Origin of the sequence: Bacillus sp. T33-2 (assembly GCF_002860205.1) — a bacterium.
Taxonomy (GTDB): Bacteria; Bacillota; Bacilli; order Bacillales; family Cytobacillaceae; genus T33-2.
On record NZ_PGVB01000024.1, the window covers coordinates 38,378 to 62,011 of the forward strand.

A 23,634-nucleotide genomic window follows, 5' to 3' on the forward strand; every position below is an offset into this window, starting at 1 on the left:
GCCGGAGGTGAAATTCTTGGGAAAAATTATTCAGCTTGATGACGCGTTATCGAATAAAATAGCGGCCGGCGAGGTGGTTGAACGGCCAGCTTCCGTCGTGAAGGAGCTTGTCGAAAATGCGATTGATGCGGGAAGTACAGTTGTTGAAATAGACATTGAAGAAGCCGGCCTTGCAAGGATCAGAATTACCGATAATGGGGATGGCATCGAGGAAGAGGATGTACCGCTTGCTTTCCAGCGCCATGCGACAAGCAAAATCAAGGATGACAGCGATTTGTTCAGGATCCGCACCCTTGGCTTCCGCGGTGAAGCATTGCCAAGTATTGCCTCGGTTTCACGGCTTGAACTGAAAACCTCGACAGGCATCGGGGCAGGTACCAGGCTTCTCATCGAAGGGGGCAGGATCGAATCCATCGGTAAAGCGGACAGCCGAAAGGGTACTGATATAACGGTTACGGATTTGTTTTTCAATACACCCGCCCGGCTGAAATATATGAAGACCATCCATACCGAGCTCGGCAATATCACCGATGTCGTAAACCGGCTTGCCCTTGCCAATCCCGGTGTTTCGATCCGGCTCATCCATAACGAAAGAAAACTGCTGCACACAAACGGCAATGGCGATGTGCGCCAGGTGCTGGCCGCAATTTATGGCATTAACATCGTAAAAAATTTGGTTCCGGTTGCGGGACAGTCCCTTGATTTCCGGATTGACGGTTTCATTTCTCTTCCGGAAATCACCCGGGCCTCAAGGAACTATGTGTCCACAATGATCAATGGCCGGTTCATCAAAAACTATGCGCTGGTGAAAGCAATACTTGATGGGTATCACACACTGCTGCCTGTTGGACGTTATCCAGTGGTCCTGCTTAATATCTCAATGGATCCGCTCCTTGTCGACGTCAACGTGCATCCATCAAAAATGGAGGTCCGCCTTAGCAAGGAGCAGGAATTGAATGAACTCGTTTCAACATCAATCAAGAATGCATTCAAGTCAAAAGAACTGATCCCACCCGGCATGATTCCAAAAAAAGCTGTTAAACCAAAATCGGAACAAACCTTCTTGGACCTTGACCATTTGCCCGTAACGGTAAAAGAGACGGAAATGGCACAAACGGAGAGAACCGAAGCTATGCCGGAAAATGGGTACAATCCTTCTGTAACCAATCCTTTTGTGGATGAACCAAATGACCTGAAACGGGAACATGAAGAATTCATACAAAGTTCTGAGCAAGAGCGTTTCGCGCAAGACCCACAGACAGAGCGTGTGCGACAAATCCCTGAGCCAAAGAGTCTGGTTCAAATCCCTGAGCCGGAGCGATTGCCACAATTCCCTGAGCCGGAAGCAACTCATTGGAGCCGTGAAATTAGCGAACAGGCTAGCCCTCGTGTGCCGCCGCTGTACCCAATCGGACAGATGCACGGGACATATATCCTTGCCCAGAATGACAAAGGGCTGTATATCATTGACCAGCATGCCGCCCAGGAAAGGATTAAGTATGAATATTTCAGGGAAAAAGTCGGCAAGGTGGAAAGCGAGCTTCAGGAAATGCTCGTGCCGCTTACATTCGAGTATTCAACCGATGAATCCATAAAGATTAATGAATACCGCCATGAACTCGAAAAAGTGGGGGTATTCCTCGAGCCATTCGGCATTAACAGCTTCATTGTACGCTCCCATCCACAGTGGTTCCCGCATGGAGAAGAAAAAGAATTGATTGAGGAACTCATTGAACAGCTGTTGTCCAAGAAAAAGCCGGATATCAAAAAGCTTAGGGAAGAAGCGGCGATCATGATGAGCTGCAAGGGGTCGATCAAGGCCAACCACCATTTGAGGAATGATGAAATCCAGGCGCTGCTTGATGAACTTCGGCGGTCATCCGACCCATTCACATGCCCGCATGGACGCCCGATCATCGTTCATTATTCGACTTATGAAATGGAAAAAATGTTCAAGCGTGTAATGTAAAAAAACAGCGGTTCCTTTGGGAATCGCTGTTTTTAAGAATGATCTAAACGCCTCTTGTCGGAGTATCAAGATTAAGTATTATTGCTGTCAATGCTATTTAGAGTTGTTGTTATTTTTCTTTCTTAAACCCAAAAGTCCGGCTAAGCCCAGCAGCCCGATCCAGCCCATATCCATGTCATCACCATTGCCATTATCTCCACCTTGAGCTATTTGAGTGACTACGTTAGCGTTTGTTTCAGAGCTGCTGTTATGAGCATGGACTGCGAGACCCAATAACATGGTTGTCAAAGAGAGCGCGCAAAATGAATAGAGCAATTTTTTAGTCACACTTTTCCCTCCTTTCAATAATTGGTAACATTAATGTGTGCAATAAAAGTACCAATATACTGTGGGGATATGTGGAAAAGTGAATCAATAACTATAATAAGCTTGAGCCACGGTCTACTGGCTGCGCTTGTTGCTTTAATATGGTCTTTTTATCTTACGGCCGGCTGGAGCTTATGGATGAACTTCAGCGCTTGTCCAGTCCCGATTGCTACAGATTCAAGCGGATTGGGCGCCAGGTGCACAGGAACGACAATTTCCTTCCCGAGCCATTCCTGCATGCCGTTAAGCAGCGCTCCGCCCCCAGAGAGGATGACGCCCCGGTCAACGATGTCACCGCTCAACTCCGCAGGGCAGTCTTCAAGTGTCGCCCTTATAGCTTCTAAAACATGGCCAAGTGATTCTCTCATTGCATCCCGGATTTCAGTCGACCTGAGTGTGATCGTTTTAGGAAGCCCTGTCACAAGGTCGCGGCCCCGGACTTCCATTTCCATTTCCTTATGGTCAATCAGCGCATAGCCGATCTCCATTTTAATCTTTTCAGCCGTTCTTTCCCCGATCAGGACGTTGTATTCTTTTCGCACGTACTGAACAATATCTTCATCAAGCCTGTCTCCACCCACCCGGATGGAATGGCAGGCAACAACCCCTCCGAAAGAAATGATGGCCACCTCTGTCGTGCCGCCGCCGATATCGACGACTACATTCGCGACAGGCTCATCAACCGGAAGGCCTGCTCCAATTGCAGCTGCGACTGGTTCTTCAATTATATGTACTTTTTTTGCACCAGCATTTCGTACAGCATCATGAATAGCCCGGCGCTCTACGCTTGTTGAGCCGGATGGGGTGCATACTACGACATTTGGTTTGCGGATGGCAAAGCCTGCTATTTTAGATGCCTTTTTCATAATGTGCTTTAGCATTTCGGTTGTAATGTCAAAGTCGGCAATGACTCCATCCTTTAACGGGCGGATTGCCACGATTTTGCCAGGGGTCTTGCCGATCATTTCTTTTGCTTCTTTTCCCACGGCGAGGACATTTTTAGTTTCTGTATCGATAGCGACCACTGATGGTTCGTTCAGCGCAATGCCTTTATTTTTACTGTACACGAGAGTATTTGCTGTTCCTAAATCAATTCCAATTTCAGATGTTGATAACATTCGTTTCACCCAGTTTCCCTCTAGAATAAATACCATCATAAACTTCTATTAAATTAACACGATTAAGGGGGTAAATAGGGATTTGTTACGGAATCGTTATGCAAATGTAAAAAAAGAGGAAAATAATATCAAACCCTGAAATTTTTTGTCGGAAAAAGGCGGGCTGATGAATAGCATGCCGAAAAAAGGGGTAGAATAGATTGATGTTCAACTGCTTGGAGAATATATGTTAGGATTGAAATTAGAACGACAGGGCAGCAGGAAACCTGATGTTTTAAAATAAAAAAGGCAGTGTGAAAAAGCTTGGAACAAAAACAGAAGCTGTTAGTATTGATTGGTCCAACCGCGGTAGGCAAGACAAAACTGAGCATTCAGCTCGCCAAAAGGTTTAATGGAGAAATCATCAGCGGTGATTCGATGCAAATCTATAAGGGCATGGATATCGGTACTGCGAAAATTACCGAAGAGGAAACGGAAGGAATCCCCCACCATTTGATAGACATAAAGAACCCTGATGAGCCATTTTCAGTTGCGGAATTCCAGGAGCTTGTCCGAAAAAAAATCACCGGGATTTCCGCCCGGGGAAAACTTCCGATGATTGTCGGCGGGACAGGTTTGTATATCCAATCCGTGATCTACGATTATCAATTTTCCGATGCACCTTCCGAACCACAATTTCGGGAAAGCCTTGAAACAGAAGCCGGTCAAACAGGCGGCGTGGAAAAGCTACATGCCAGGCTTGCAGAAATTGACCCGGAAAGCGCAGAACGAATTCATCCCAATAATGTGCGGAGGGTGATCAGGGCACTTGAAATCCATCATTGCACCGGCATGACGATGACCGAGTACCAGCAGGAGCAGCAGCCGGACTTATTATATCAAACCGCATTGGTAGGGCTCACAATGGACAGGGACAAATTATACGAGCGCATCGACATGAGGGTTGACCTGATGATGCAGCAAGGTTTGCTTGAAGAGGTGGAAAGCCTCTATAAGGCTGGTATAAGAGACTGCCAGTCAATCCAGGCGATAGGTTACAAGGAACTGTACGATTATTTAGACGAGAAGGTAAGCCTTGACGATGCGATTGAAATTTTAAAGAAGAATTCCCGGCGATATGCCAAAAGGCAGCTCACCTGGTTTCGCAATAAAATGGATGTCGAATGGTTTGACATGTCAGAACCGATCGACCCGGAAAAAAAATTCGCGGAAATTTCCCGCTTCATTGAAGGAAAGCTTCAAATAACAGCGAATACATATTATTAGAGATAAAAGAGGAGGATCCACAATGAAACAAATTAACATTCAAGACCAGTATTTAAACCAGCTTCGTAAAGACGGGACCAATGTGACAGTCTTTTTATTAAATGGCTTCCAGCTGAGGGGCCAAATAAAAGGCTTTGACAACTTTACTGTACTATTCGAATCTGAGGGCAAACAGCAGCTTGTCTACAAGCATGCAATCTCAACATTCGCTCCGCAGAGAAATGTCCAGATCGATTTGGAAGGCCAGCAATAAACCCGGCTATCCTGAATACTGTCAATAATAAGTCCGCCCATCAGCGGGCTTTTTATTATTCTTGGAGAATCGTGCATATTTTAATTTTTCAAAAATCTTTTTAATGATTCTCAACCCGCACGAATATACATAGAATTAACGGTTTATTTCTCGGGAAAGCGCAGGAAACGACACAAATCGTGACAAACCTGCGCATGTCTTGCAGAAGATGTCTATTTTTAAGGAATCAGGAATAAAGGAGCCTGGAAAATCGTACAGGCCGGCGATTGAATGGAAGCCGGCCTAATGCAGGCCATCATATAGGCTTTTGTCACGAAACAGGTTCAGGAGCGTATACTGTTCTAGAATGTGAGGTGAAAGCTTTGGACCAGCCGATTCGAATGAAAAATAACGGACAGATCAGCATTGTACTTAATGCTCAAAAAAGAAAAGAGTTAACGAAAGAATTACCCGATTCGCAAGTGGTTCCAAAGGCCATTCCCCCAGAACACACGGCTTTAAAAGAAATTGAGAATGAGTTGGGTTCGCTTGTCGGGATGGATGAAATGAAACGTATGATCAAGGAAATCTATGCATGGATATATGTGAACAAGAAAAGGGAAGAAATAGGGCTGAGAGCCGGTAAACAAGCCCTCCATATGATGTTTAAAGGAAATCCTGGAACCGGAAAAACGACCGTCGCCAGATTGATAGGCAAGCTTTTTCAAAAAATGAACGTACTGTCGAAAGGACATCTGATCGAAGCGGAAAGGGCAGACCTTGTCGGTGAATATATCGGGCATACTGCGCAAAAAACGCGTGATTTAATCAAGAAGGCTGTTGGCGGCATCCTGTTCATTGACGAGGCCTACTCACTCGGGCGGGGCGGGGAGAAGGATTTTGGAAAAGAAGCAATTGACACACTTGTGAAGCATATGGAGGATAAACAGCACGAGTTCATCCTCATTTTAGCTGGCTATTCCAGGGAAATGGATTATTTCCTCACCTTGAATCCCGGTTTGCATTCCCGGTTCCCGCTTGTAATCGAGTTTCCGGACTACACAATCGACCAGCTGATGGAAATCGCCCATCGGATGCTGATTGAGAGGGAGTACAATTTAAGCCATGAAGCAGAACGGAAGCTCCGTGAGCACCTTGCCTGGGTGAAATCCGCCTTAAGCCCCGCCAGCTTCTCAAACGGGCGCTACATCCGCAACGTCATTGAAAAGTCCATTCGTTCCCAGGCGATGAGGCTTCTCATGCTCCATCAATTTGACCGGCACGATTTAATGACAATAAGGAGCAACGACCTCATCTTTGAGGAAGACTGAAAATATACTAGCTTTTTTACCAGACAGTGTAATATCGTCGTTGAGATATCAGCCAGAACATCACGTATATTAGCCGGAATAAAAATTTATTAGCCACTTTTTTATATTTGATTAGCTGGAAAAAATTTATTAGCTGCTTTTTCACATTTATTAGCCGGAAGAAAAATTTATTAGCCACTTTTTTATATTTGATTCACCGGAATAAATTTATTAGCCACTTCTTGACATTTATTAGCTGGATATTCACATATATTAGCTAGAAAAAAATTATTTTAGCCAGATTTTCACATATATTAGCCAAAATAGCTAATTTATTAGCAAACACCAAAAACAACGGGATTCCGCAGCAAAGCAGGAATCCCTTTTAATGCTCTTCAGATTTCTAAACATTTTAGTTCATACACTTTTTTTGGTATGATGATTTCAGGTATTTTTACCGAAGAAAGAAGGGCTTCACTTGCAAAAACAAACTGATGCAGAAAGAGTCATCCTTGTTGGCTGCCAGACAACCGAGCATGACGATTTGCGGTTTCAATATTCAATGGAGGAATTAGCGTCGCTGACGGAGACAGCAAAAGGGACAGTTGTAATTTCTGTTGTCCAGAAACGGGAACGCATTCATCCATCTACTTATATCGGAAAAGGCAAAGTGGAGGAGTTAAAGGCATTAGAAGCTGAATTTGAGGCAGACTTGATCATTTTCAATGACGAGCTGACGCCCAGCCAGCTACGCAACCTGTCTGCCCAGCTTGATGCACGGATTATTGACAGAACCCAGCTGATCCTTGATATTTTTGCACAGCGTGCGCGTTCCAAGGAGGGGAAGCTCCAGGTTGAGTTGGCCCAGCTCCACTATTTGCTGCCGCGGCTGGCCGGACGGGGGGCCGAAATGTCCAGGCTCGGAGCTGGAATCGGAACAAGGGGCCCAGGTGAAACAAAGCTGGAATCGGACAGGCGCCATATCCGCCGCAGAATTGATGAAATTAAGGCCCAGCTGGCTGTCATCGTCAAGCACCGCGACCGATACCGGGAACGCCGGAATAAAAACAAGGCTTTCCAAATCGCCATTGCCGGATATACGAATGCGGGTAAATCCACGCTTTTCAACCGTCTCACCGAGGCAGATTCCTTCGAGGAAAACCAGCTGTTTGCCACACTTGACCCCATGACAAGAAAAATCATCCTGCCAAGCGGATTTGCGGCCCTGATCACGGACACGGTTGGGTTTATCCAGGATTTGCCGACAACTTTGATTGCAGCATTCAGGTCTACGCTGGAAGAAGTAAAGGAAGCTGACCTGCTGCTTCATGTCGTCGACATGTCCAACCAGGATTATTTTTCCCATGAAAAAACAGTCAATAAATTGCTGGAAGACCTTGATGTCCATCAGATTCCCCAGATTGCCGTATATAACAAACGTGATATCCAGCATCCGGATTTTGTTCCCACCTCAAAGACGGATACCGTTTTCATAAGTGCTTTTTCAGAAGAAGACCGTTTCAAATTAAAACAGAAGATAGAAGAAGCTGTGATCGGCATGATGGAGCCATTCTACGTCCATATCCCATCTACGGAGGGGAAGCTGCTCTCACAGCTGAAAAACGAAACGATCCTGAGGGAATTGACATTTGATGAAAACAACCAGGTATATATATGCAAAGGATATGCCCTGAAGGATCACCAAATTTCAGGGCAGATGAATAAATTCACAGTCAGATAGGGAGAGCAGCATGTTCAGGCATTTAAACAACGGGCAACAGCTGCAGCCGCTTGTTGAGCGGATCGAGCAGCAAATTGCCGGGATTCATAAAAAAATAGACGCCCGGATTGATGCAAACCAGTTCCGGGTACTACAACGCTTTCAAAACCACAGGGTGAGCGATTCTCATTTCATCCCGTCAACAGGGTATGGGTATGATGACATTGGGCGCGATACGCTTGAAAAAGTGTACGCGGAGGTGTTTGGCGGTGAAGCTGGGCTTGTTCGCCCGCAAATCATTTCCGGAACGCACGCCATTTCGATTGCTTTATTTGGGGTATTGAGGCCTGGAGACGAGCTATTGTATATCACAGGCAAGCCATACGACACCCTAGAAGAAATTGTTGGCATCAGGGGAACAGGCAATGGTTCATTAAAAGAGTTCGGCATTTCATACGATAGCGTTGCGCTCACTTCTGCGGGTGGCGTAGACTGGCAGGGTGTGGCGGACGCAATCAAACCGGAAACGAAAATGATTGGCATCCAACGGTCGAAAGGCTATGCGACCAGGCCATCCTTCACGGTCGCGGAGATCGGCGAGATGGTTCGCTTCGTCAAGGAAATCAAATCCGATGTTGTCGTGTTTGTCGACAACTGCTATGGCGAGTTTGTAGAAGAAACCGAGCCGTGCCATGCCGGGGCAGATTTGATGGCCGGCTCACTGATCAAAAATCCAGGGGGTGGGCTCGCTAAAACGGGGGGGTATTTAGTTGGCCGCGCCGATCTGGTCGAATCATGTTCATACCGGATGACTTCACCAGGAATTGGGGCGGAAGCCGGAGCTTCACTTTATTCGCTGCAGGAAATGTACCAGGGGTTTTTTATGGCTCCCCATACCGTTGGACAGGCGCTGAAGGGCGCTGTCTTCACTGCCGCGATGCTGCAGGAGCTTGGCATGAAGACCGACCCTGGCTGGGATGTAGTGCGGACTGATTTGATCCAGTCCGTCCAGTTCGATGACAAGGATAAAATGGTGGCCTTTTGCCAGGCGATCCAGTTTGCCTCACCAGTAAATTCGCATGTCACTCCATATCCTAGCTATATGCCAGGATATGAAGATGATGTGATAATGGCTGCAGGAACATTCATTCAGGGAGCGAGCATCGAATTGACGGCTGACGGCCCGACCCGGCCGCCATATACGGCCTATGTACAGGGTGGATTAACGTATTCCCATGTGAAAATGGCAATTTGCCTCGCTCTCGACCGGTTGATCGATAAAGGTTTAATTAATAAGTTATAGGCAAATATAAAAAGGCAGCCCAATGCAGCTGCCTTTTTATATGGATAAATTTCTATGTGAGAAAACCTAACATACATTTGACATGTTATCTTACATTACATATAATAAAAATATCTTATAGGGAAGGAGGAGAAATCATATGGGCGGTAGTGAGATTCGCCGTAACATGCCATTATTTTCAATCGGAATTGTCATGCAGCTGACCGACTTGACGGCCAGGCAAATCCGTTACTATGAAGAGCATGATTTGATTTCTCCGGCAAGAACTGAAGGCAAAAAACGCCTCTTTTCCTTAAATGACATTGACAAGCTCCTTGACATCAAGGATTTGGTTGACCAGGGTGTGAATATGGCTGGCATCAGGCAAGTATTCAATGTCAAGCAGCAGCATGAACTTTCAACCGAAGTAAAGCAGCAAGCTGAAAAAGTAAGGCGTGACCTGACTGACGACGAGCTGCGAAAAGTTTTGCGGAACGAGCTTATGCAGGCGGGCCGGTTTAACAGGTCGTCATTGCGTCAGGGAGACATGTCCAGATTTTTTCATTAATTTTGAAGCAGGATCAAGGAGGAGAAGCATTAATGGCAAAATATACTAGAGAAGACATCATGCGCATGTCGAAAGAGGAAAATGTAAAATTCATTCGTTTGCAGTTTACTGACATTCTGGGAACGATCAAAAACGTGGAAATTCCGATCAGCCAGCTTGAAAAGGCGCTAGACAACAAAATGATGTTTGACGGTTCTTCCATTGAAGGATTTGTCCGGATTGAAGAATCTGACATGTACTTAATTCCTGACCTGGACACTTGGGTAGTCTTCCCGTGGACAGCTGAAAAAGGAAAGGTTGCCCGCTTGATCTGTGATATTTCCAATCCTGATGGCACTCCTTTTGCCGGAGATCCACGCGCCAATTTAAGAAGAATCCTCAAAGAAATGGAAAAAATGGGATTCACAAACTTCAACCTTGGGCCTGAGCCAGAATTTTTCCTATTCAAACTGGATGCAAAAGGTGAGCCATCCCTGGAATTGAACGACAATGGAGGATACTTTGACCTTGCACCGACAGACCTTGGTGAGAACTGCCGCCGTGACATCGTGCTTGAGCTTGAAGAAATGGGCTTTGAAATCGAAGCTTCCCACCACGAAGTTGCTCCAGGGCAGCACGAAATCGACTTTAAATACGCAGACGCTTTGACTGCGTGTGACAATATCCAAACGTTCAAGCTTGTTGTAAAAACAATTGCACGCAAACACGGCCTGCACGCAACCTTCATGCCAAAGCCATTGTTCGGTGTGAATGGTTCAGGTATGCACTGCAACCTGTCCCTGTTCAGGAACGGTGAAAATGCGTTCTTTGATCCATCCAATGGAAATCTGGAATTAAGCGAGACTGCTTATCAGTTCATCGCTGGCGTCATTAAACACGCATCCGGTTTTACTGCTGTCACAAACCCGACAGTGAATTCATATAAGCGCCTGGTTCCTGGCTATGAAGCACCATGCTATGTTGCCTGGTCTGCAAGAAACCGTTCCCCGCTTATCCGTATCCCAGCATCACGCGGCATGAGCACACGTGTTGAGGTGCGCAGCGTTGACCCGGCAGCAAACCCATACCTTGCAATGGCAGTATTGCTGCAGGCAGGACTGGATGGAATCAAGAACAAACTGACTCCTCCTGCTCCAGTGGACCGCAATATTTATGTAATGAACAAAGAAGAGCGTGAAGAGGCAGGCATTAAAGATCTGCCGGCAACACTCGCAGCTGCTCTCGACCAGCTGAAAGCAGACGAAGTCATTTCTTCAGCACTTGGCGAACACATTTTGGAACACTTCATCGAAGCAAAAGAAATCGAATGGGATATGTTCCGCACCCAGGTACATCCTTGGGAACGCGAACAGTATATGCAAATGTATTAAACCCGTTGAACCCTCGACATCATTGGTGTTGAGGGTTTTGTATTATTGGTTTATAAACGGCGCAACCATGCACAGCCGCTTGGAAGGATTGAGATCAGCCAGGGCGTTGTTTATTATGACAAAAAAATCAAGCAGTGCAAAGACTGCTTGATAATTTATTTTAGTCCTGACACACAGGTTAGGCAGATGTGTTTGTTTTGTTTTCTGTGCCTGTTGTGTTTTTGTCTGTCTGGAATAACTCCAGGACCTTCAGGATTGCCTCACCGCCAAACCCGGCGATGATAGATAAAAGTAACACCCGCAGGAAAGTGTCAGCCCCGGAGGAAATAACCAGCAGCACCGCAGCCAGGATGCTCATTAAAACATCTTCCAAAAACCCCAGGTAAATGAATTTCTTTGTCTTGCGCGGCCTGATAATTTTCCCTCTTTTTTTGACATGACCCGCCATTCCGACAAAACCACCAATGATGATTGCGAAAATAATGTTTTCTAACATTTTTCCTCACCCTCCTTAAGGTCGAAGATTGGGGTAAAGCGACCTTAGGTAAATCTTGGTGTAATTTTATTATATAGTAGAAAAACAGAATAGAACATGAGATAATTTACCGAATTTTCTGTAATATAAAATAGTAAAATAATAGTGTAACTTTTAAAAACCTGTTACTTTTTACATTTAAATAGCTTTTTAGTAATATAAATCTCTTAAACAGCTGTTGCCAAAAAAAGCAAGCGGACTATGCCGCTTGCTTCTATCACTTTATTGTTTTTATTTAGTGCATGTGGCGATAGACGCCGATTACTTTTCCTAAAATGCTGACATTTCGCAAAATGATCGGATCCATAGAGGAGTTTTCAGGCTGCAGGCGGAAAAATTCCTTCTCTTTAAAGAACCGCTTTACTGTTGCTTCATCTTCCTCGGTCATTGCAACAACGATTTCCCCGTTATTGGCTGTCTGCTGCTGCTTTACAATCACATAGTCACCGTCCAGTATTCCTGCTTCGATCATACTGTCTCCCATTACTTCCAGCATAAATACTTGCACATCGGAAGGTACGAGCCTGTCAGGCAGCGGGAAGTACTCTTCGACATTTTCGATCGCAGTGATCGGCTGTCCTGCTGTTACCTTACCAACAACCGGAACATTGATGACATTATATTTGGGTATGTGTGCAGCTTGCTCAATTTCCAAAATTTCAATTGCCCTTGGTTTTGTTGGATCGCGTCTGATCAGCCCTTTGCTCTCGAGTCTTGCCAGGTGTCCATGCACTGTGGAACTGGACGCAAGGCCAACAGCTTCCCCAATTTCCCTCACAGATGGCGGATAACCTTTTTTTCTGACTTCCTCTTTTATAAACTCCAGTATATCCTGCTGACGCTTAGATAATTTTGCCATATTCACGCACCCTCATCTTTATTTCTTTGGCTAATTATAACATGTCCTGAAAATTAATACAAACATAAGTTCGAATTTTTAGTTGACACAAAACAAGTGTTCGTCCTATAATAGATTTAACGAAAGGCGAACATATATTCTATTAAGGGGTGTTACCATTGAAAAAAGTTTGGGATAATTATTCATATGCTATTATTTTATTTGCGGTGAGTATCGCTTTTGGCGCTGTATTTGCCGGGCAGTTTAATACTTCAGATAAAGAATACATAACAGTGACAGTGGAAGAAGGAGAATCTATCTGGCAAATTGCCGAAAAATTTTCGGGGGATCATAAACTCACGACCGACCAGTTTATCAGCTGGGTAGAAAAGCAAAACGGAATCAACGGGAATAACATCCTTGCAGGGGAAGAGCTTGTTGTGCCTGTTTCCACGGAAAACAGGGCAACAACGGAAATTGCCGGAGGCATGGAATAACTATTTAGGACGGAACGGGGAAGGTAACTTCATGAATGCGGTCATATATTGCCGGGTAAGTACGACGAAAGAAGCACAGGAGACCTCGCTTGCCAGGCAGGAAGAGGAGCTCACCCGCCTCGCACATTCGCGCGGTTTTCAAATCGTGGAGATCATCAGGGAACAGGCAAGCGGTTATGACCTGGACCGGGATGGTGTCCTTGAACTTCTTTCATTAATAAAGCAACCAGAAATAAAAGCCGTTCTCATCCAGGACGAAACACGGCTTGGACGGGGGAATGCCAAGATCGCCCTGCTTCATTGCATCCTTAAAGAAGGGGCAAAACTGTACAGCATATCCCATAATGGAGAACTCCAGGTATCTGAATCAGACTCGATGGTATTGCAAATCGTAGGGATGGTTGAGGAATATCAACGCAAGCTTCACAATATCAAGATCAAACGGGGAATGCGGAGGGCAATCGAAAATGGATTCAGGCCGCAACGCAATTTAAAGAACCTGGGCGACAATTCCGGCAGGGACCGGAAAGATATTCCCATTCAGGAAATTGTACGCCTTCGGAAAAATGGACTGACTTTTGCTGAAATTGCCGCGACGCTAAGAGGATTCGGATATGATATATCAAAAGCCACTGTCCACCGCAGGTACCAGGAATACACTGATGCAACAGAAACTTAAGCTGCTTTCTTGTATTGCGGCTCCTTTTTTAGTAACATGACATTTGTCTAACTTTATTTAAAAGGAGCGCTTTAGTATGCTGCCAAAAGACAAGATGGCCAGAATAAATGAACTGGCAAATAAGGCTAAAACGTCAGGCCTGACAATAGAAGAGGCGAAGGAGCAGTCCAGCTTAAGGGCGGAATACCTGCAAACATTCCGGTCTTCCATGCTGAATACATTAAAAGGTGTGACCATAGTGGATCCGATAGGAAACGATGTGACACCAGAAAAATTAAAGCGGCTGAAAAAAAACAACCGCCTCCATTAATCAATGTTTGGAATACATCATGTTTGTATTCCTTTTTATTTTGTTGCTTGAAACTGCCTGAAACCTAAGTGTTTCAATGCCTGTTGCATATTTGCCTGGGTTTTTATACTGCCGAAATCCACCCCGAGGCTGACAATTGTCTGGGCAATTTCCGGACGGATTCCGGTCACGATTGCCTCAATACCAGTGAGCTGCAACGCGGTTACGATATGAAAAAGCTTGTCTGCAACCATTGTGTCGATCATTGGAACACCTGACACATCCAATATTATGCTGTTTAAATTGAGGCGGCTGCCTTCTCCTAAAGATTTCTCCATGATTAACTTGGCACGGTGGGTATCGATGTCTCCAACGAGTGGAATAACCGCAATCCCTTCAGCGATAGGTACGACAGGCACTGATAGTTCCTCAAGTGCGGTGTAGGCGATATCCATCAGCATTTTGTTATGTTTTTCATACGTTTCACCGATAATGCCACAAACTTTATCCAGCAAGGGATCAATGATTTTAGATACATCAAGCATTGTGATCGCAGCAAACTGCCTTTGCTCCAATTCTTCCGTGAATGCATCCCAAATGATGGTCCGGTACGAAGCCACTGTCCTCAAAGCATCACTCAAAGAAACATTATATTTGATGGCAATTTCAGCGACTCTTTTTCCCCAGTTCGATACTTTTTCAGCTACAGCTTCGGTCTCTCCGCACAAAGCCTCCCCAAAGTATGCAAATAACTCTGCTCTGTGACCAATACGTTCAGTTACTGGCAAACCAGAGTCTTCAATTCTCTTTGTGTATTTTTTGTCCTCATAATGAACGATATGTTCAGCTAAAGTTAAATTATTGGCGATGAGCTTCTGCCCTATATATCGCAGCTCGTCCTTCATTTGAGTTCTCCCCCTATGTACAACATATCATTAATATATAGTATATATTTTTTGGTGGGGAAAAATAAAATACTATGCTGATTTACTTGTCAATACAAAGAGGTTTTGTACATATGGCCGGTTCTTTTGAGTCAGAATAAGAAACATACCCTTATTTTTTGCCGGCGTACAGTTACAATTTGTTGTATTAAAACTGCAGGCACTATAATATTAAGGTTGTACTTAGTATTTATAGAAAGGATGTAACCTATGTTCGAAAAAATTGATACGCTCTCGATTGATTCAATCAGGACACTGTCCATTGACGCAATTGAAAAGGCGAATTCAGGGCATCCAGGCATGCCGATGGGCGCTGCCCCTATGGCATATACCCTCTGGACCCGGTTCATGAATCATAACCCTAAAAATCCCGAGTGGTTTAACCGCGACCGTTTCGTTCTATCTGCGGGACACGGTTCCATGCTGTTATACAGCCTGCTGCATCTATCTGGCTATGGCCTGCCAATGGAGGAAATCAAACAATTCCGGCAGTGGGGAAGCAAAACGCCAGGCCACCCAGAATATGGCCATACAGTGGGAGTTGAAGCAACCACTGGGCCGCTTGGACAGGGAATCGCGATGTCAGTAGGCATGGCTATGGCAGAACGCCATCTGGCATCTGTTTATAACAAGGACGAATATCAGGTAATTGACCACTATACATACGCCTTATGTGGTGACGGTGACTTAATGGAAGGTGTTTCGCATGAAGCAGCGTCTTTGGCAGGACACCTCAACCTGGGCCGGTTGATTGTCCTTTATGATTCAAATGATATCTCGCTTGACGGCGACCTCGATAAATCTTTCTCAGAGAGTGTCGCTAACCGTTTTAAGGCGTATGGCTGGCAATACATCCGTGTAGAAGACGGCAACGACCTCGAAGAAATTGCAACAGCGATTGAAGAGGCAAAGCGCGATCTTAACCATCCTACGTTAATAGAGGTAAAAACAATTATCGGGTACGGTTCTCCAAACCTGTCAGGGAAATCTGATGTCCATGGAGCTCCTCTGGGCGCTGATGAATTGAAGCTGACAAAAGAGGCTTATAAATGGACATTCGAAGAAGATTTCCATGTGCCACAGGAAGTTTACGACCATTTTGAAGCACAGGTTGTCCAAAACGGCACACAAAAAGAGACAGAGTGGAACGATCTTTTCGAAAAATACAAGGAAGCATATCCAGAACTGGGCATCCAACTAGGCGCAGCCATAAGGGGTGACTTGCCCGCAGGCTGGGATAAAGACCTGCCAGTATATGAAGAAGGCAAAAGCCTTGCCAGCCGGGCGTCATCCGGTGAAATGTTAAATGCGATTGCTAAGAATCTTCCATCTTTAATTGGGGGCTCCGCCGACCTTGCAGGATCCAACAAAACGACGATCAAGGGGACAGGGGACTATTTCCCTGGGTCCTATGAAGGCCGGAACATTTGGTTTGGTGTCCGCGAATTCGCCATGGGCGCCGCAATGAACGGCATGGCGCTGCACGGCGGCCTGAAGGTATTTGGAGGTACATTCTTTGTATTCTCGGACTATCTGCGGCCTGCAATCCGTCTTGCGGCATTAATGAAGCTGCCCGTGATTTATGTGTTTACCCATGACAGCATCGCGGTTGGTGAAGATGGGCCTACTCATGAACCAGTCGAGCAGCTTGCAGCACTGAGGGCGATGCCGAATCTTTCCATTGTCCGGCCTGCTGACGCAAACGAAACCGCAGCGGCATGGAAAACAGCTATTGAATCAAAGGACCAGCCGACTGCACTCGTGCTTACACGCCAAAATCTTCCGACAATAAAAGGCACTGACCAAAGGGCTTATGAAGGAGTTTCAAAAGGTGCGTATGTTGTGGCGGAGGCTGGAAAAGAAACCGCTGATGCCCTTCTGCTGGCATCCGGTTCTGAGGTAGGGCTCGCCGTAAAAGCGAAGGAAGCACTGGCTGCTGAAGGAATTGATGTTTCTGTAATAAGCATGCCTTCCTGGGACCGTTTTGAAGCGCAGCCAAAAGAGTATAAAGAATCAGTTCTTCCTAAAGCTGTCAAGAAGCGGCTTGGAATTGAAATGGCTACATCATTGGGCTGGCACCGCTATGTCGGTGACGAAGGCGATGTGCTGGCGATCGACCAGTTCGGAGCTTCAGCACCTGGAGAAAGAATTATCGAAGAGTACGGGTTCACCGTTGAAAACGTTGTGTCCCGAGTAAAATCATTGTTACAGCAATAAGATGATGAGAACGGAGCTGATGCCTTCGTTCTCTTTTTTTGTGTAATCAGAGAATTAAAGGGGAATCATATTTATTATCCACGGATTAACTATACGAAAGAAAAGAGGAGGTGGACATTCCTGTGTTCATTTATGGAAAGGATATCCCGCTAGAAAATGTGGTAAAGTTTGAAGGTGGCGGTGAGCCGGCTGACATTCAGGAAGCGGGGGAAGCAAGTGCATTCCCTTTTGATTACATGAAAGAAATTCCGTTAGATGGGCTAACCAAATGACCCAAACAAAAATAGCCTGGCAGTCAGGCTTTTTTCTGGCACTGATTAAAATGTCCTGGCAGTCTGTTTTGCTCTTTCAATCGCTTTCTGCTTAATATCATCAACTTTGTCAGGGAATTGCGCCATTCCTTCGATTGCGACAGTTTCAATTGATGGAACCCCCATGAAAGTCAGGATCGCCCGCAGGTAGCGGTCGCCGAATTCAAAATCCTTTGCAGGCCCTTCGGAATAAATGCCTCCACGTGACTGGATGTGAACAGCTTTCTTGTCAGTCAATAATCCGACGGCGCCTTCAGCCGTATATTTGAACGTCTTGCCCGCAATCGCCACGGTATCGATATAGGTTTTTAGCCTTGGCGGGAAGCTAAGATTCCACATTGGCGTAACAAAGACATATTTATCGGCACTGACAAATTGGTCGGTGAATTCGTTGATTTTGCTTACCTTCTGCTTTTCTTCGCTGCTTAATTCTTCAAAGCCTTTTCCATGCTGGAGCTTGCCCCAGCCACTGAATACATCTACATCAATATAAGGTATATTTGCGTTGTATAAGTCCAGCCTCACCACTTCATCATTGGGATTGGCCTCTCTGTACTCCTTTAAAAATTCCTCGCCTACCGTCAGGCCGAATGACTCCTGAACCGGTTTTGGGTTAGCGGTTATGTACAAAATAGTTGCCATCTGTATCAATCCTTTTTCGTTTAATAAATGTGCTATAGGTATTTTTCCCACAAAATCGCCTGACTATGAGGCGAAAAAATGTGAATATATTTGGATGAATTCAGCTGGAACGTTCCAATACATGAATTTCGTGACAATACCTTTCACCCAATCTATAATTAATGTAAGAAATTTTTGAATTCGACAAAAATAGTGATATTTTTTTACTTCTTTAGACAAACGCACAATTCTTTATTTTTTATAATAATATTAAATGGTTGTTTAATAGAGGAGGGGATCTGGTGAGATCCTACCAGCTTTATTTAATTGAGGATGAATTCGCTTCGCATTACTTTGGCAGGGAGCGCATGTTTTATCAATTGTTCAAAGAGTACAGCAAGTCAAGCGGTGAGCTGAGAGCGATCATTTTAAAACAGATCAACTTTATTACAAAACCAATCCCTGTTCTTCGCGTCCATCAGCTCCTGCACCAGCAGCTTTCTGGCCGCAACGATTTCAGGGCTGATCAAGGCTCCTATTATATAGAACAAAGTAAATCAACCGATAGAGCGACGTTGAGGGTATATGACAGATCCTTGCTTGTCGAATCAGATGGAAGCGTTGACACAGAGACGATTTTTTTTGAAGTCCTCCGTAAATGTGAGACATCCTTTCTGGCGATTGACCTCGAATCTAAACGGTATGGATGGCTTAAACCAATCAAGGAAAGAAAATTTGTCTAAATCAGAGAAAAAAAGCTGCAAATATTGTATAATAGCGATTGGTTTAGTACACTGTATGGTAGACAACATGAAGGAGGAAGTTTTATGTGGGATGTAATTCTAGTTGGTATACTGGCATTGCTGGCCGGTGTAGCGCTAGGATTTTTCATTGCTCGAAAATATATGATGAGCTACTTAAAGAAAAATCCGCCAATTAACGAACAAATGCTAAAAATGATGATGATGCAGATGGGTATGAAACCTTCCCAGAAGAAAATCAATCAGATGATGGCAGCGATGAATAAACAGACTGGAAAATAATTGGACAGGAAAATTGTCTAATTAGACTTTACTAAAACCGCTTATTCTGTTGAATGAACAAACAGGAGAGGTGGTTTTTTTATGCATTTAAAACACAGGAATTATGTAAAAGAGAGTTTTGGACAAGTTTAGGTCAGGCAATGGAATTACTTTTCTGATAAAGATAACGTCGGAATGTTTTTTAAAGGGAAAATCTGAGTGAGCAAGAACTCCGGCATATAGTATCAATAGAAATAAAGTTGTGCTTTTATCATAATGATTGTTCAAATCAACAGATTCTTTCCGATAATACTGGTATAGTGTTTCATCAAAAGGAGAATGCATCATGGAATTTAATGAGTTAATACAAAATATCAACAAGAGTGCCGATGAGCTCGATTTTATCTCAGCAAGGAAATTTATTGAGGAAAACTTAAGTATTCTGCTTGATCAAAAACATCTTCTTAATAGTAATTCTCGAGATCTATTGAACTTTATTATTCAATCAAAAGAATCGGGAGCAGAGCCTTTAAAAAGGCAAGAGTTAGGAATTATTAACGCACTGAACACATACGCATCCAAGTTTGATTTACGTGGTTTAAAGCTTACGGTCAAAGAAAATGCCACGTTGCTTTTGAGAACTGATATTGTCCAGTATTTAAATTCTGATGCGAAAATTATTCTTCAGGGTATGGGGGCAATCAATAAAGGCAATTAAGGCCAGGCCGCCATATAATAAAGGGCTGTATATACAAAAAAAGCGAAAGTACTCAGATTTTTGAGTGCTTTTTTCGTTTTTTTATGGTGAAGTAAATTTTGGGTTGGCAATCTTCCTTATTTTTAAAATATTTGATAAACTAATGGAGCACTTTAAAAGAACGAACATTCTGGGGGATCAAAATGAAAGTGTTTTTGGATTTAATGTGGTTTTTTAAACAGGAAAAGCAGGCCTACCTGACCGGGCTTGTGATGCTTGCGGCAGTTGCGGCCCTGGTGCTTGTTCCACCCAAGATCATTGGGATTGTCGTCGATCAAATTAGACAGGGAACGTTGACAGGAACCGATCTGCTTCAATGGACAGGAGTTCTCATTGTAACGGCGATTGCGATGTATATACTCAGGTATTATTGGCGGATTATGATTTTTGGCTCTGCCATTAAGCTGTCGAGATTGCTGAGAAACCGGCTGTACAGCCATTTTACGTCAATGTCCCAATCGTTTTACCAGAAAAGAAGGATTGGTGACTTGATGGCACACGCAACGAATGACCTTCAGGCAATCCAGCAGACCGCTGGTGCCGGGGTATTGACGTTGGCGGACTCACTCATGACGGGCGGGTTTGTCATAATCGCCATGGCAGCCACGATCAGTTGGAAATTAACATTGATTTGTTTAATACCAATGCCTTTCATGGCGCTTTTGACAAGCTGGTATGGAACGATGCTGCACAAAAGATTCCATCTGGCCCAGGAGGCCTTTTCTTCATTAAATGATAAGACCCAGGAAAGCATTATGGGGATAAAAGTAATCAAAACGTTCGGGCAGGAAGAAGATGACATCGAAGCATTCCGGAAGCAATCTGAAGATGTGGTGAACAAAAATATAGCTGTCGCGAAGGTTGATTCCTTGTTTGATCCGACCATTTCCATCATTGTAGGGATTTCTTTTTTTCTTTCGGTCGCTTTTGGATCGAGATTTGTGCTGAACGGTGAACTGACCCTCGGTGAGCTTGTATCATTTACGGCTTATCTTGGCCTTCTGATTTGGCCGATGCTTGCTTTTGGTTGGCTGTTCAATATTGTTGAACGCGGACTTGCTTCTTATGATAGGGTTTCATCATTATTATCCGAGAAGCCGGAAATCATGGACAGTCCTGACGCGAAGGATATACTGCCATGCGGTGATATCACATACAGCATTGACACGTTTACATATCCGGGAGAGCAGGAACCGGCTTTAAGAGATATTCATTTCGAATTGAAACAGGGTGAGACGCTAGGGATCGTCGGGAAGACGGGAACAGGAAAAACGACGCTTCTCAAACTCCTGATCAGGGAATTTGAGGACAGTGATGGCCATATCTCGATTGGCGGACTGTCCCTCCAGCAATATAAAATGGAAAAATTAAGAGAAGCAATCGGATATGTGCCCCAGGACCATTTTTTATTTTCGGCAACGGTTGGCGAGAATATTGCGTTTGCAAAACCATCGGTATCATCGTCAGAGATCATCGAAGCAGCCAAAGTTGCCAATATCCATGAAGATATTGAGCAGTTTACAGACGGATATAACACAGTAGTCGGCGAAAGGGGCGTGTCCCTGTCCGGCGGGCAAAAGCAGCGTATTTCGATTGCACGTGCACTCGTAATGAACCCGGAGGTACTCATCCTGGACGATTCACTGTCTGCCGTGGATGCGAAGACAGAGGAAGAAATCCTGTCCGCGTTAAGGCAAAACCGGCAAGGGCAGACGACAGTGATTACGGCACACCGTTTAAGCGCGATCAAACATGCAAATCTGATCATAGTCCTTGACGAGGGCACGATCATTGAGCGCGGCACCCATGAAGAATTGATGGAGCAGGGCGGCTGGTACAAAGAAATGTTTTTGCGCCAGCAGCTGGAAGAGCTTGTGGAGCAGGGGGGATAATGCAATGGAGAAGACTACTGCAATGAGTGCCAGGGAACAGCGGCTCGTATTAAAGAGGCTGCTTACATACACAAAACCTCATGCAAAACTGATTATGCTGGCCTTTACGATGTTGTTGCTGACAACTATCGGGGACATTCTCGGACCGATTCTTGTGAAAATATTTATCGATGATTACTTGACACCAAGAAATCTTTCATTTGAGCCTTTGTTTATGCTTGGCGCTGCTTTTATCGGGATACAGGTCGCTAATGTACTGGTCTCCTACTTCCAGCTCCTTAAGTTCCAGGAGATTGCCCTGAAAATCATCCAGCAGATGAGGATTGATGTGTTTTCCAAAGTACAAAGCCTTGGGCTGAAATATTTTGATAAGACGCCTTCGGGTTCAATAGTGTCGAGGGTGACAAACGATACCGAAGCGATTAAGGAAATGTTCGTAACCGTCATTGTTACTTTTATCCAGAGTGGCTTCTTGATAACGGGTATATTTGTGGCGATGTTCATTCTTAATGTGAAGCTTGGGCTGTTTTGCCTGCTGATCCTGCCACTGATTGTGATGATCATGAGAACATACCGGAAATACAGCTCCCGGTTTTACCAGGACATGAGGGAGCGCCTTAGCCAGTTGAATGCCAAGATGAGCGAATCGCTGCAGGGAATGGGAATCATCCAGGTATTTCGCCAGGAAAACCGGCTCCGGAAGGAATTCGGGGAAATCAATGAAAAGCATTATCAGGCTGAATTGAAGAATATCAAAGCAGATGGGCTGCTACTGAGGCCTGCGGTTGATCTTGTCTATGCTTTCGCCCTGATTATCGTCCTTAATTTTTTTGGGATCAGTTCGTTTAACAGTCCTGTCGAAATCGGTGTCATTTACGCATTTATCAATTATCTTGACCGCTTGTTCGAACCAGTCAACAATATGATGTTCCGGCTTTCGATGTACCAGCAGGCAATTGTCGCCGGCTCCAGGGTGTTCAAGCTGCTTGATGCCGAGGAACTGGCTCCAGAACAAAAAGCAGATGAACTAAGGGAGATCGAAAAAGGCCATATTGAATTCAGGAATGTGTCGTTTTCATACGATGGAAAAAGGGATGTCCTGAAAAACATATCTTTTACAGCATTACCGGGCCAGACAGTCGCACTGGTCGGACATACTGGTAGTGGAAAAAGCTCGATCATTAATCTGCTCATGCGCTTTTATGAGTTTGACAGGGGTGACATTCTCATAGACGGAATTTCGATTAAAGATTATCAGCAAAATGAGCTGCGTGAGAAAATGGGGCTTGTGCTTCAGGATCCTTTCTTGTTTTATGGGACGGTAAAAGACAATATCCGATTGCATAACAAGGAGATTACTGATCAGCAAATAGAGGACGCTGCCAGGTTTGTCCAGGCTGATTCGTTTATTTCGAGACTTGAGGATGGATATGATGCCAAGGTAGTCGAACGCGGTTCCACTTTTTCGAGTGGCCAGAGGCAGTTAATCGCCTTCGCGCGCACGATTGCAACGAACCCAAAAATACTGGTGCTTGATGAGGCAACTTCAAACATCGATACAGAGACAGAAGAAGCGATCCAGACAGCATTGTCACGGATGCGGCAGGGCAGGACGACGATTGCGATTGCCCATCGTCTGTCAACGATCCAGGATGCAGATTTGATCCTCGTGCTGCATCACGGAAATGTCATCGAGCGGGGGAACCATCAGGAGCTTCTCGCAAAGCGGGGACTGTATTATAAAATGTTCCTCCTCCAAAACGGCTCAGTTGAATACCTGCAGGACGCGATGAGTTAATTGAAAAACAGCTGAAAGCACGCGTGCTTCAGC

At 44.8% G+C, this 23,634-nt stretch carries 24 protein-coding genes; 18 read left to right on the plus strand and 6 right to left on the minus strand.

Going from position 1 to position 23,634, the window contains the following annotated elements:
• Positions 1–16: 16 nt before the first annotated feature.
• Entirely contained in the window at positions 17–1,969 is a 1,953-nt protein-coding gene (gene mutL / locus CVD19_RS16110; protein ID WP_101583277.1) for a DNA mismatch repair endonuclease MutL, read from the plus strand.
• A gap of 93 nt (positions 1,970–2,062) precedes the next feature.
• On the opposite strand, the gene CVD19_RS16115 is transcribed toward mutL, so the two are convergent.
• Positions 2,063–2,296, minus strand: a complete 234-nt coding sequence (locus tag CVD19_RS16115; protein ID WP_101583279.1) for a WGxxGxxG family protein — start codon at positions 2,294–2,296, stop codon at positions 2,063–2,065.
• A 149-nt stretch (positions 2,297–2,445) separates the two neighbouring features.
• The gene (gene mreBH, locus CVD19_RS16120; protein ID WP_101583282.1) at positions 2,446–3,453 is read right to left on the minus strand and encodes a rod-share determining protein MreBH; all 1,008 of its coding nucleotides are present in this window, start codon (positions 3,451–3,453) and stop codon (positions 2,446–2,448) included.
• A gap of 303 nt (positions 3,454–3,756) precedes the next feature.
• On the opposite strand from mreBH, the gene miaA reads away from it, so the two are divergent.
• The 7 genes from miaA (at position 3,757) to glnA (ending at position 11,201) form a co-directional block, all read left to right on the plus strand.
• Positions 3,757–4,719: a tRNA (adenosine(37)-N6)-dimethylallyltransferase MiaA gene (miaA, locus tag CVD19_RS16125; RefSeq protein ID WP_101583285.1), complete on the plus strand. Its 963-nt coding sequence runs from the start codon at positions 3,757–3,759 to the stop codon at positions 4,717–4,719.
• Positions 4,720–4,741: 22 nt separating this feature from the next.
• Positions 4,742–4,972 carry an RNA chaperone Hfq gene (gene hfq, locus CVD19_RS16130; protein ID WP_101583288.1) on the plus strand — a complete coding sequence of 77 codons (231 nt, stop codon included), beginning with the start codon at positions 4,742–4,744 and terminating at the stop codon, positions 4,970–4,972.
• A 362-nt stretch (positions 4,973–5,334) separates the two neighbouring features.
• Entirely contained in the window at positions 5,335–6,282 is a 948-nt protein-coding gene (gene spoVK / locus CVD19_RS16135; protein ID WP_101583291.1) for a stage V sporulation protein K, read from the plus strand.
• A 457-nt stretch (positions 6,283–6,739) separates the two neighbouring features.
• Entirely contained in the window at positions 6,740–8,002 is a 1,263-nt protein-coding gene (gene hflX, locus CVD19_RS16140) for a GTPase HflX (RefSeq protein ID WP_101583293.1), read from the plus strand.
• A gap of 10 nt (positions 8,003–8,012) precedes the next feature.
• On the plus strand, positions 8,013–9,284 hold the full coding sequence (locus tag CVD19_RS16145; RefSeq protein ID WP_101583296.1) for a methionine gamma-lyase family protein: 1,272 nt from the start codon (positions 8,013–8,015) through the stop codon (positions 9,282–9,284).
• Positions 9,285–9,423: 139 nt separating this feature from the next.
• Complete coding sequence (locus CVD19_RS16150; RefSeq protein WP_101583298.1) at positions 9,424–9,831, plus strand: MerR family transcriptional regulator; 408 nt, start codon at positions 9,424–9,426, stop codon at positions 9,829–9,831.
• 32 nt (positions 9,832–9,863) lie between these two features.
• Positions 9,864–11,201 (plus strand): type I glutamate--ammonia ligase, encoded by a 1,338-nt coding sequence (gene glnA, locus CVD19_RS16155; protein ID WP_101583301.1) that lies wholly within the window; start codon positions 9,864–9,866, stop codon positions 11,199–11,201.
• 178 nt (positions 11,202–11,379) lie between these two features.
• Here glnA and CVD19_RS16160 read toward each other — a convergent pair whose 3' ends face one another.
• Both CVD19_RS16160 and lexA read right to left on the minus strand, forming a co-directional pair.
• A complete protein-coding gene (locus tag CVD19_RS16160; protein ID WP_101583303.1) occupies positions 11,380–11,697 on the minus strand; it encodes a DUF4257 domain-containing protein in 318 nt (105 codons plus the stop codon).
• A gap of 274 nt (positions 11,698–11,971) precedes the next feature.
• Entirely contained in the window at positions 11,972–12,595 is a 624-nt protein-coding gene (gene lexA, locus CVD19_RS16165; protein WP_101583305.1) for a transcriptional repressor LexA, read from the minus strand.
• A gap of 158 nt (positions 12,596–12,753) precedes the next feature.
• Here lexA and yneA point away from each other — a divergent pair, with 158 nt between their 5' ends.
• From yneA to CVD19_RS16180, 3 genes are all read left to right on the plus strand, one after another.
• Entirely contained in the window at positions 12,754–13,071 is a 318-nt protein-coding gene (yneA, locus tag CVD19_RS16170; RefSeq protein WP_101583308.1) for a cell division suppressor protein YneA, read from the plus strand.
• Between the two features lie 31 nt (positions 13,072–13,102).
• Positions 13,103–13,750, plus strand: a complete 648-nt coding sequence (locus tag CVD19_RS16175) for a YneB family resolvase-like protein (protein ID WP_101583311.1) — start codon at positions 13,103–13,105, stop codon at positions 13,748–13,750.
• Between the two features lie 76 nt (positions 13,751–13,826).
• Complete coding sequence (locus CVD19_RS16180) at positions 13,827–14,060, plus strand: DUF896 domain-containing protein (protein WP_101583313.1); 234 nt, start codon at positions 13,827–13,829, stop codon at positions 14,058–14,060.
• Positions 14,061–14,095: 35 nt separating this feature from the next.
• On the opposite strand, the gene CVD19_RS16185 is transcribed toward CVD19_RS16180, so the two are convergent.
• Positions 14,096–14,944, minus strand: coding sequence for an STAS domain-containing protein (locus CVD19_RS16185; RefSeq protein ID WP_101583316.1), 849 nt, complete (start codon positions 14,942–14,944; stop codon positions 14,096–14,098).
• A 249-nt stretch (positions 14,945–15,193) separates the two neighbouring features.
• On the opposite strand from CVD19_RS16185, the gene tkt reads away from it, so the two are divergent.
• Together tkt and CVD19_RS24875 are read left to right on the plus strand one after the other, a co-directional pair.
• Positions 15,194–17,200 (plus strand): transketolase, encoded by a 2,007-nt coding sequence (gene tkt / locus CVD19_RS16190; protein WP_101583319.1) that lies wholly within the window; start codon positions 15,194–15,196, stop codon positions 17,198–17,200.
• 122 nt (positions 17,201–17,322) lie between these two features.
• Positions 17,323–17,472: a hypothetical protein gene (locus CVD19_RS24875; protein WP_180953665.1), complete on the plus strand. Its 150-nt coding sequence runs from the start codon at positions 17,323–17,325 to the stop codon at positions 17,470–17,472.
• Between the two features lie 45 nt (positions 17,473–17,517).
• Here CVD19_RS24875 and CVD19_RS16195 read toward each other — a convergent pair whose 3' ends face one another.
• Positions 17,518–18,153 (minus strand): FMN-dependent NADH-azoreductase, encoded by a 636-nt coding sequence (locus CVD19_RS16195; protein WP_101583321.1) that lies wholly within the window; start codon positions 18,151–18,153, stop codon positions 17,518–17,520.
• A gap of 281 nt (positions 18,154–18,434) precedes the next feature.
• Here CVD19_RS16195 and sirA point away from each other — a divergent pair, with 281 nt between their 5' ends.
• The 5 genes from sirA (at position 18,435) to CVD19_RS16220 (ending at position 23,601) form a co-directional block, all read left to right on the plus strand.
• Positions 18,435–18,875, plus strand: coding sequence for a sporulation inhibitor of replication protein SirA (sirA, locus tag CVD19_RS16200; RefSeq protein ID WP_101583324.1), 441 nt, complete (start codon positions 18,435–18,437; stop codon positions 18,873–18,875).
• Between the two features lie 84 nt (positions 18,876–18,959).
• Complete coding sequence (locus tag CVD19_RS16205; RefSeq protein WP_101583326.1) at positions 18,960–19,175, plus strand: YneF family protein; 216 nt, start codon at positions 18,960–18,962, stop codon at positions 19,173–19,175.
• Positions 19,176–19,500: 325 nt separating this feature from the next.
• The gene (locus tag CVD19_RS16210; protein ID WP_101583328.1) at positions 19,501–19,872 is read left to right on the plus strand and encodes a hypothetical protein; all 372 of its coding nucleotides are present in this window, start codon (positions 19,501–19,503) and stop codon (positions 19,870–19,872) included.
• 182 nt (positions 19,873–20,054) lie between these two features.
• Positions 20,055–21,803, plus strand: a complete 1,749-nt coding sequence (locus CVD19_RS16215; protein ID WP_101583330.1) for an ABC transporter transmembrane domain-containing protein — start codon at positions 20,055–20,057, stop codon at positions 21,801–21,803.
• A 4-nt stretch (positions 21,804–21,807) separates the two neighbouring features.
• Entirely contained in the window at positions 21,808–23,601 is a 1,794-nt protein-coding gene (locus tag CVD19_RS16220; RefSeq protein ID WP_101583332.1) for an ABC transporter ATP-binding protein, read from the plus strand.
• The last annotated feature ends 33 nt before the right edge of the window (positions 23,602–23,634 follow it).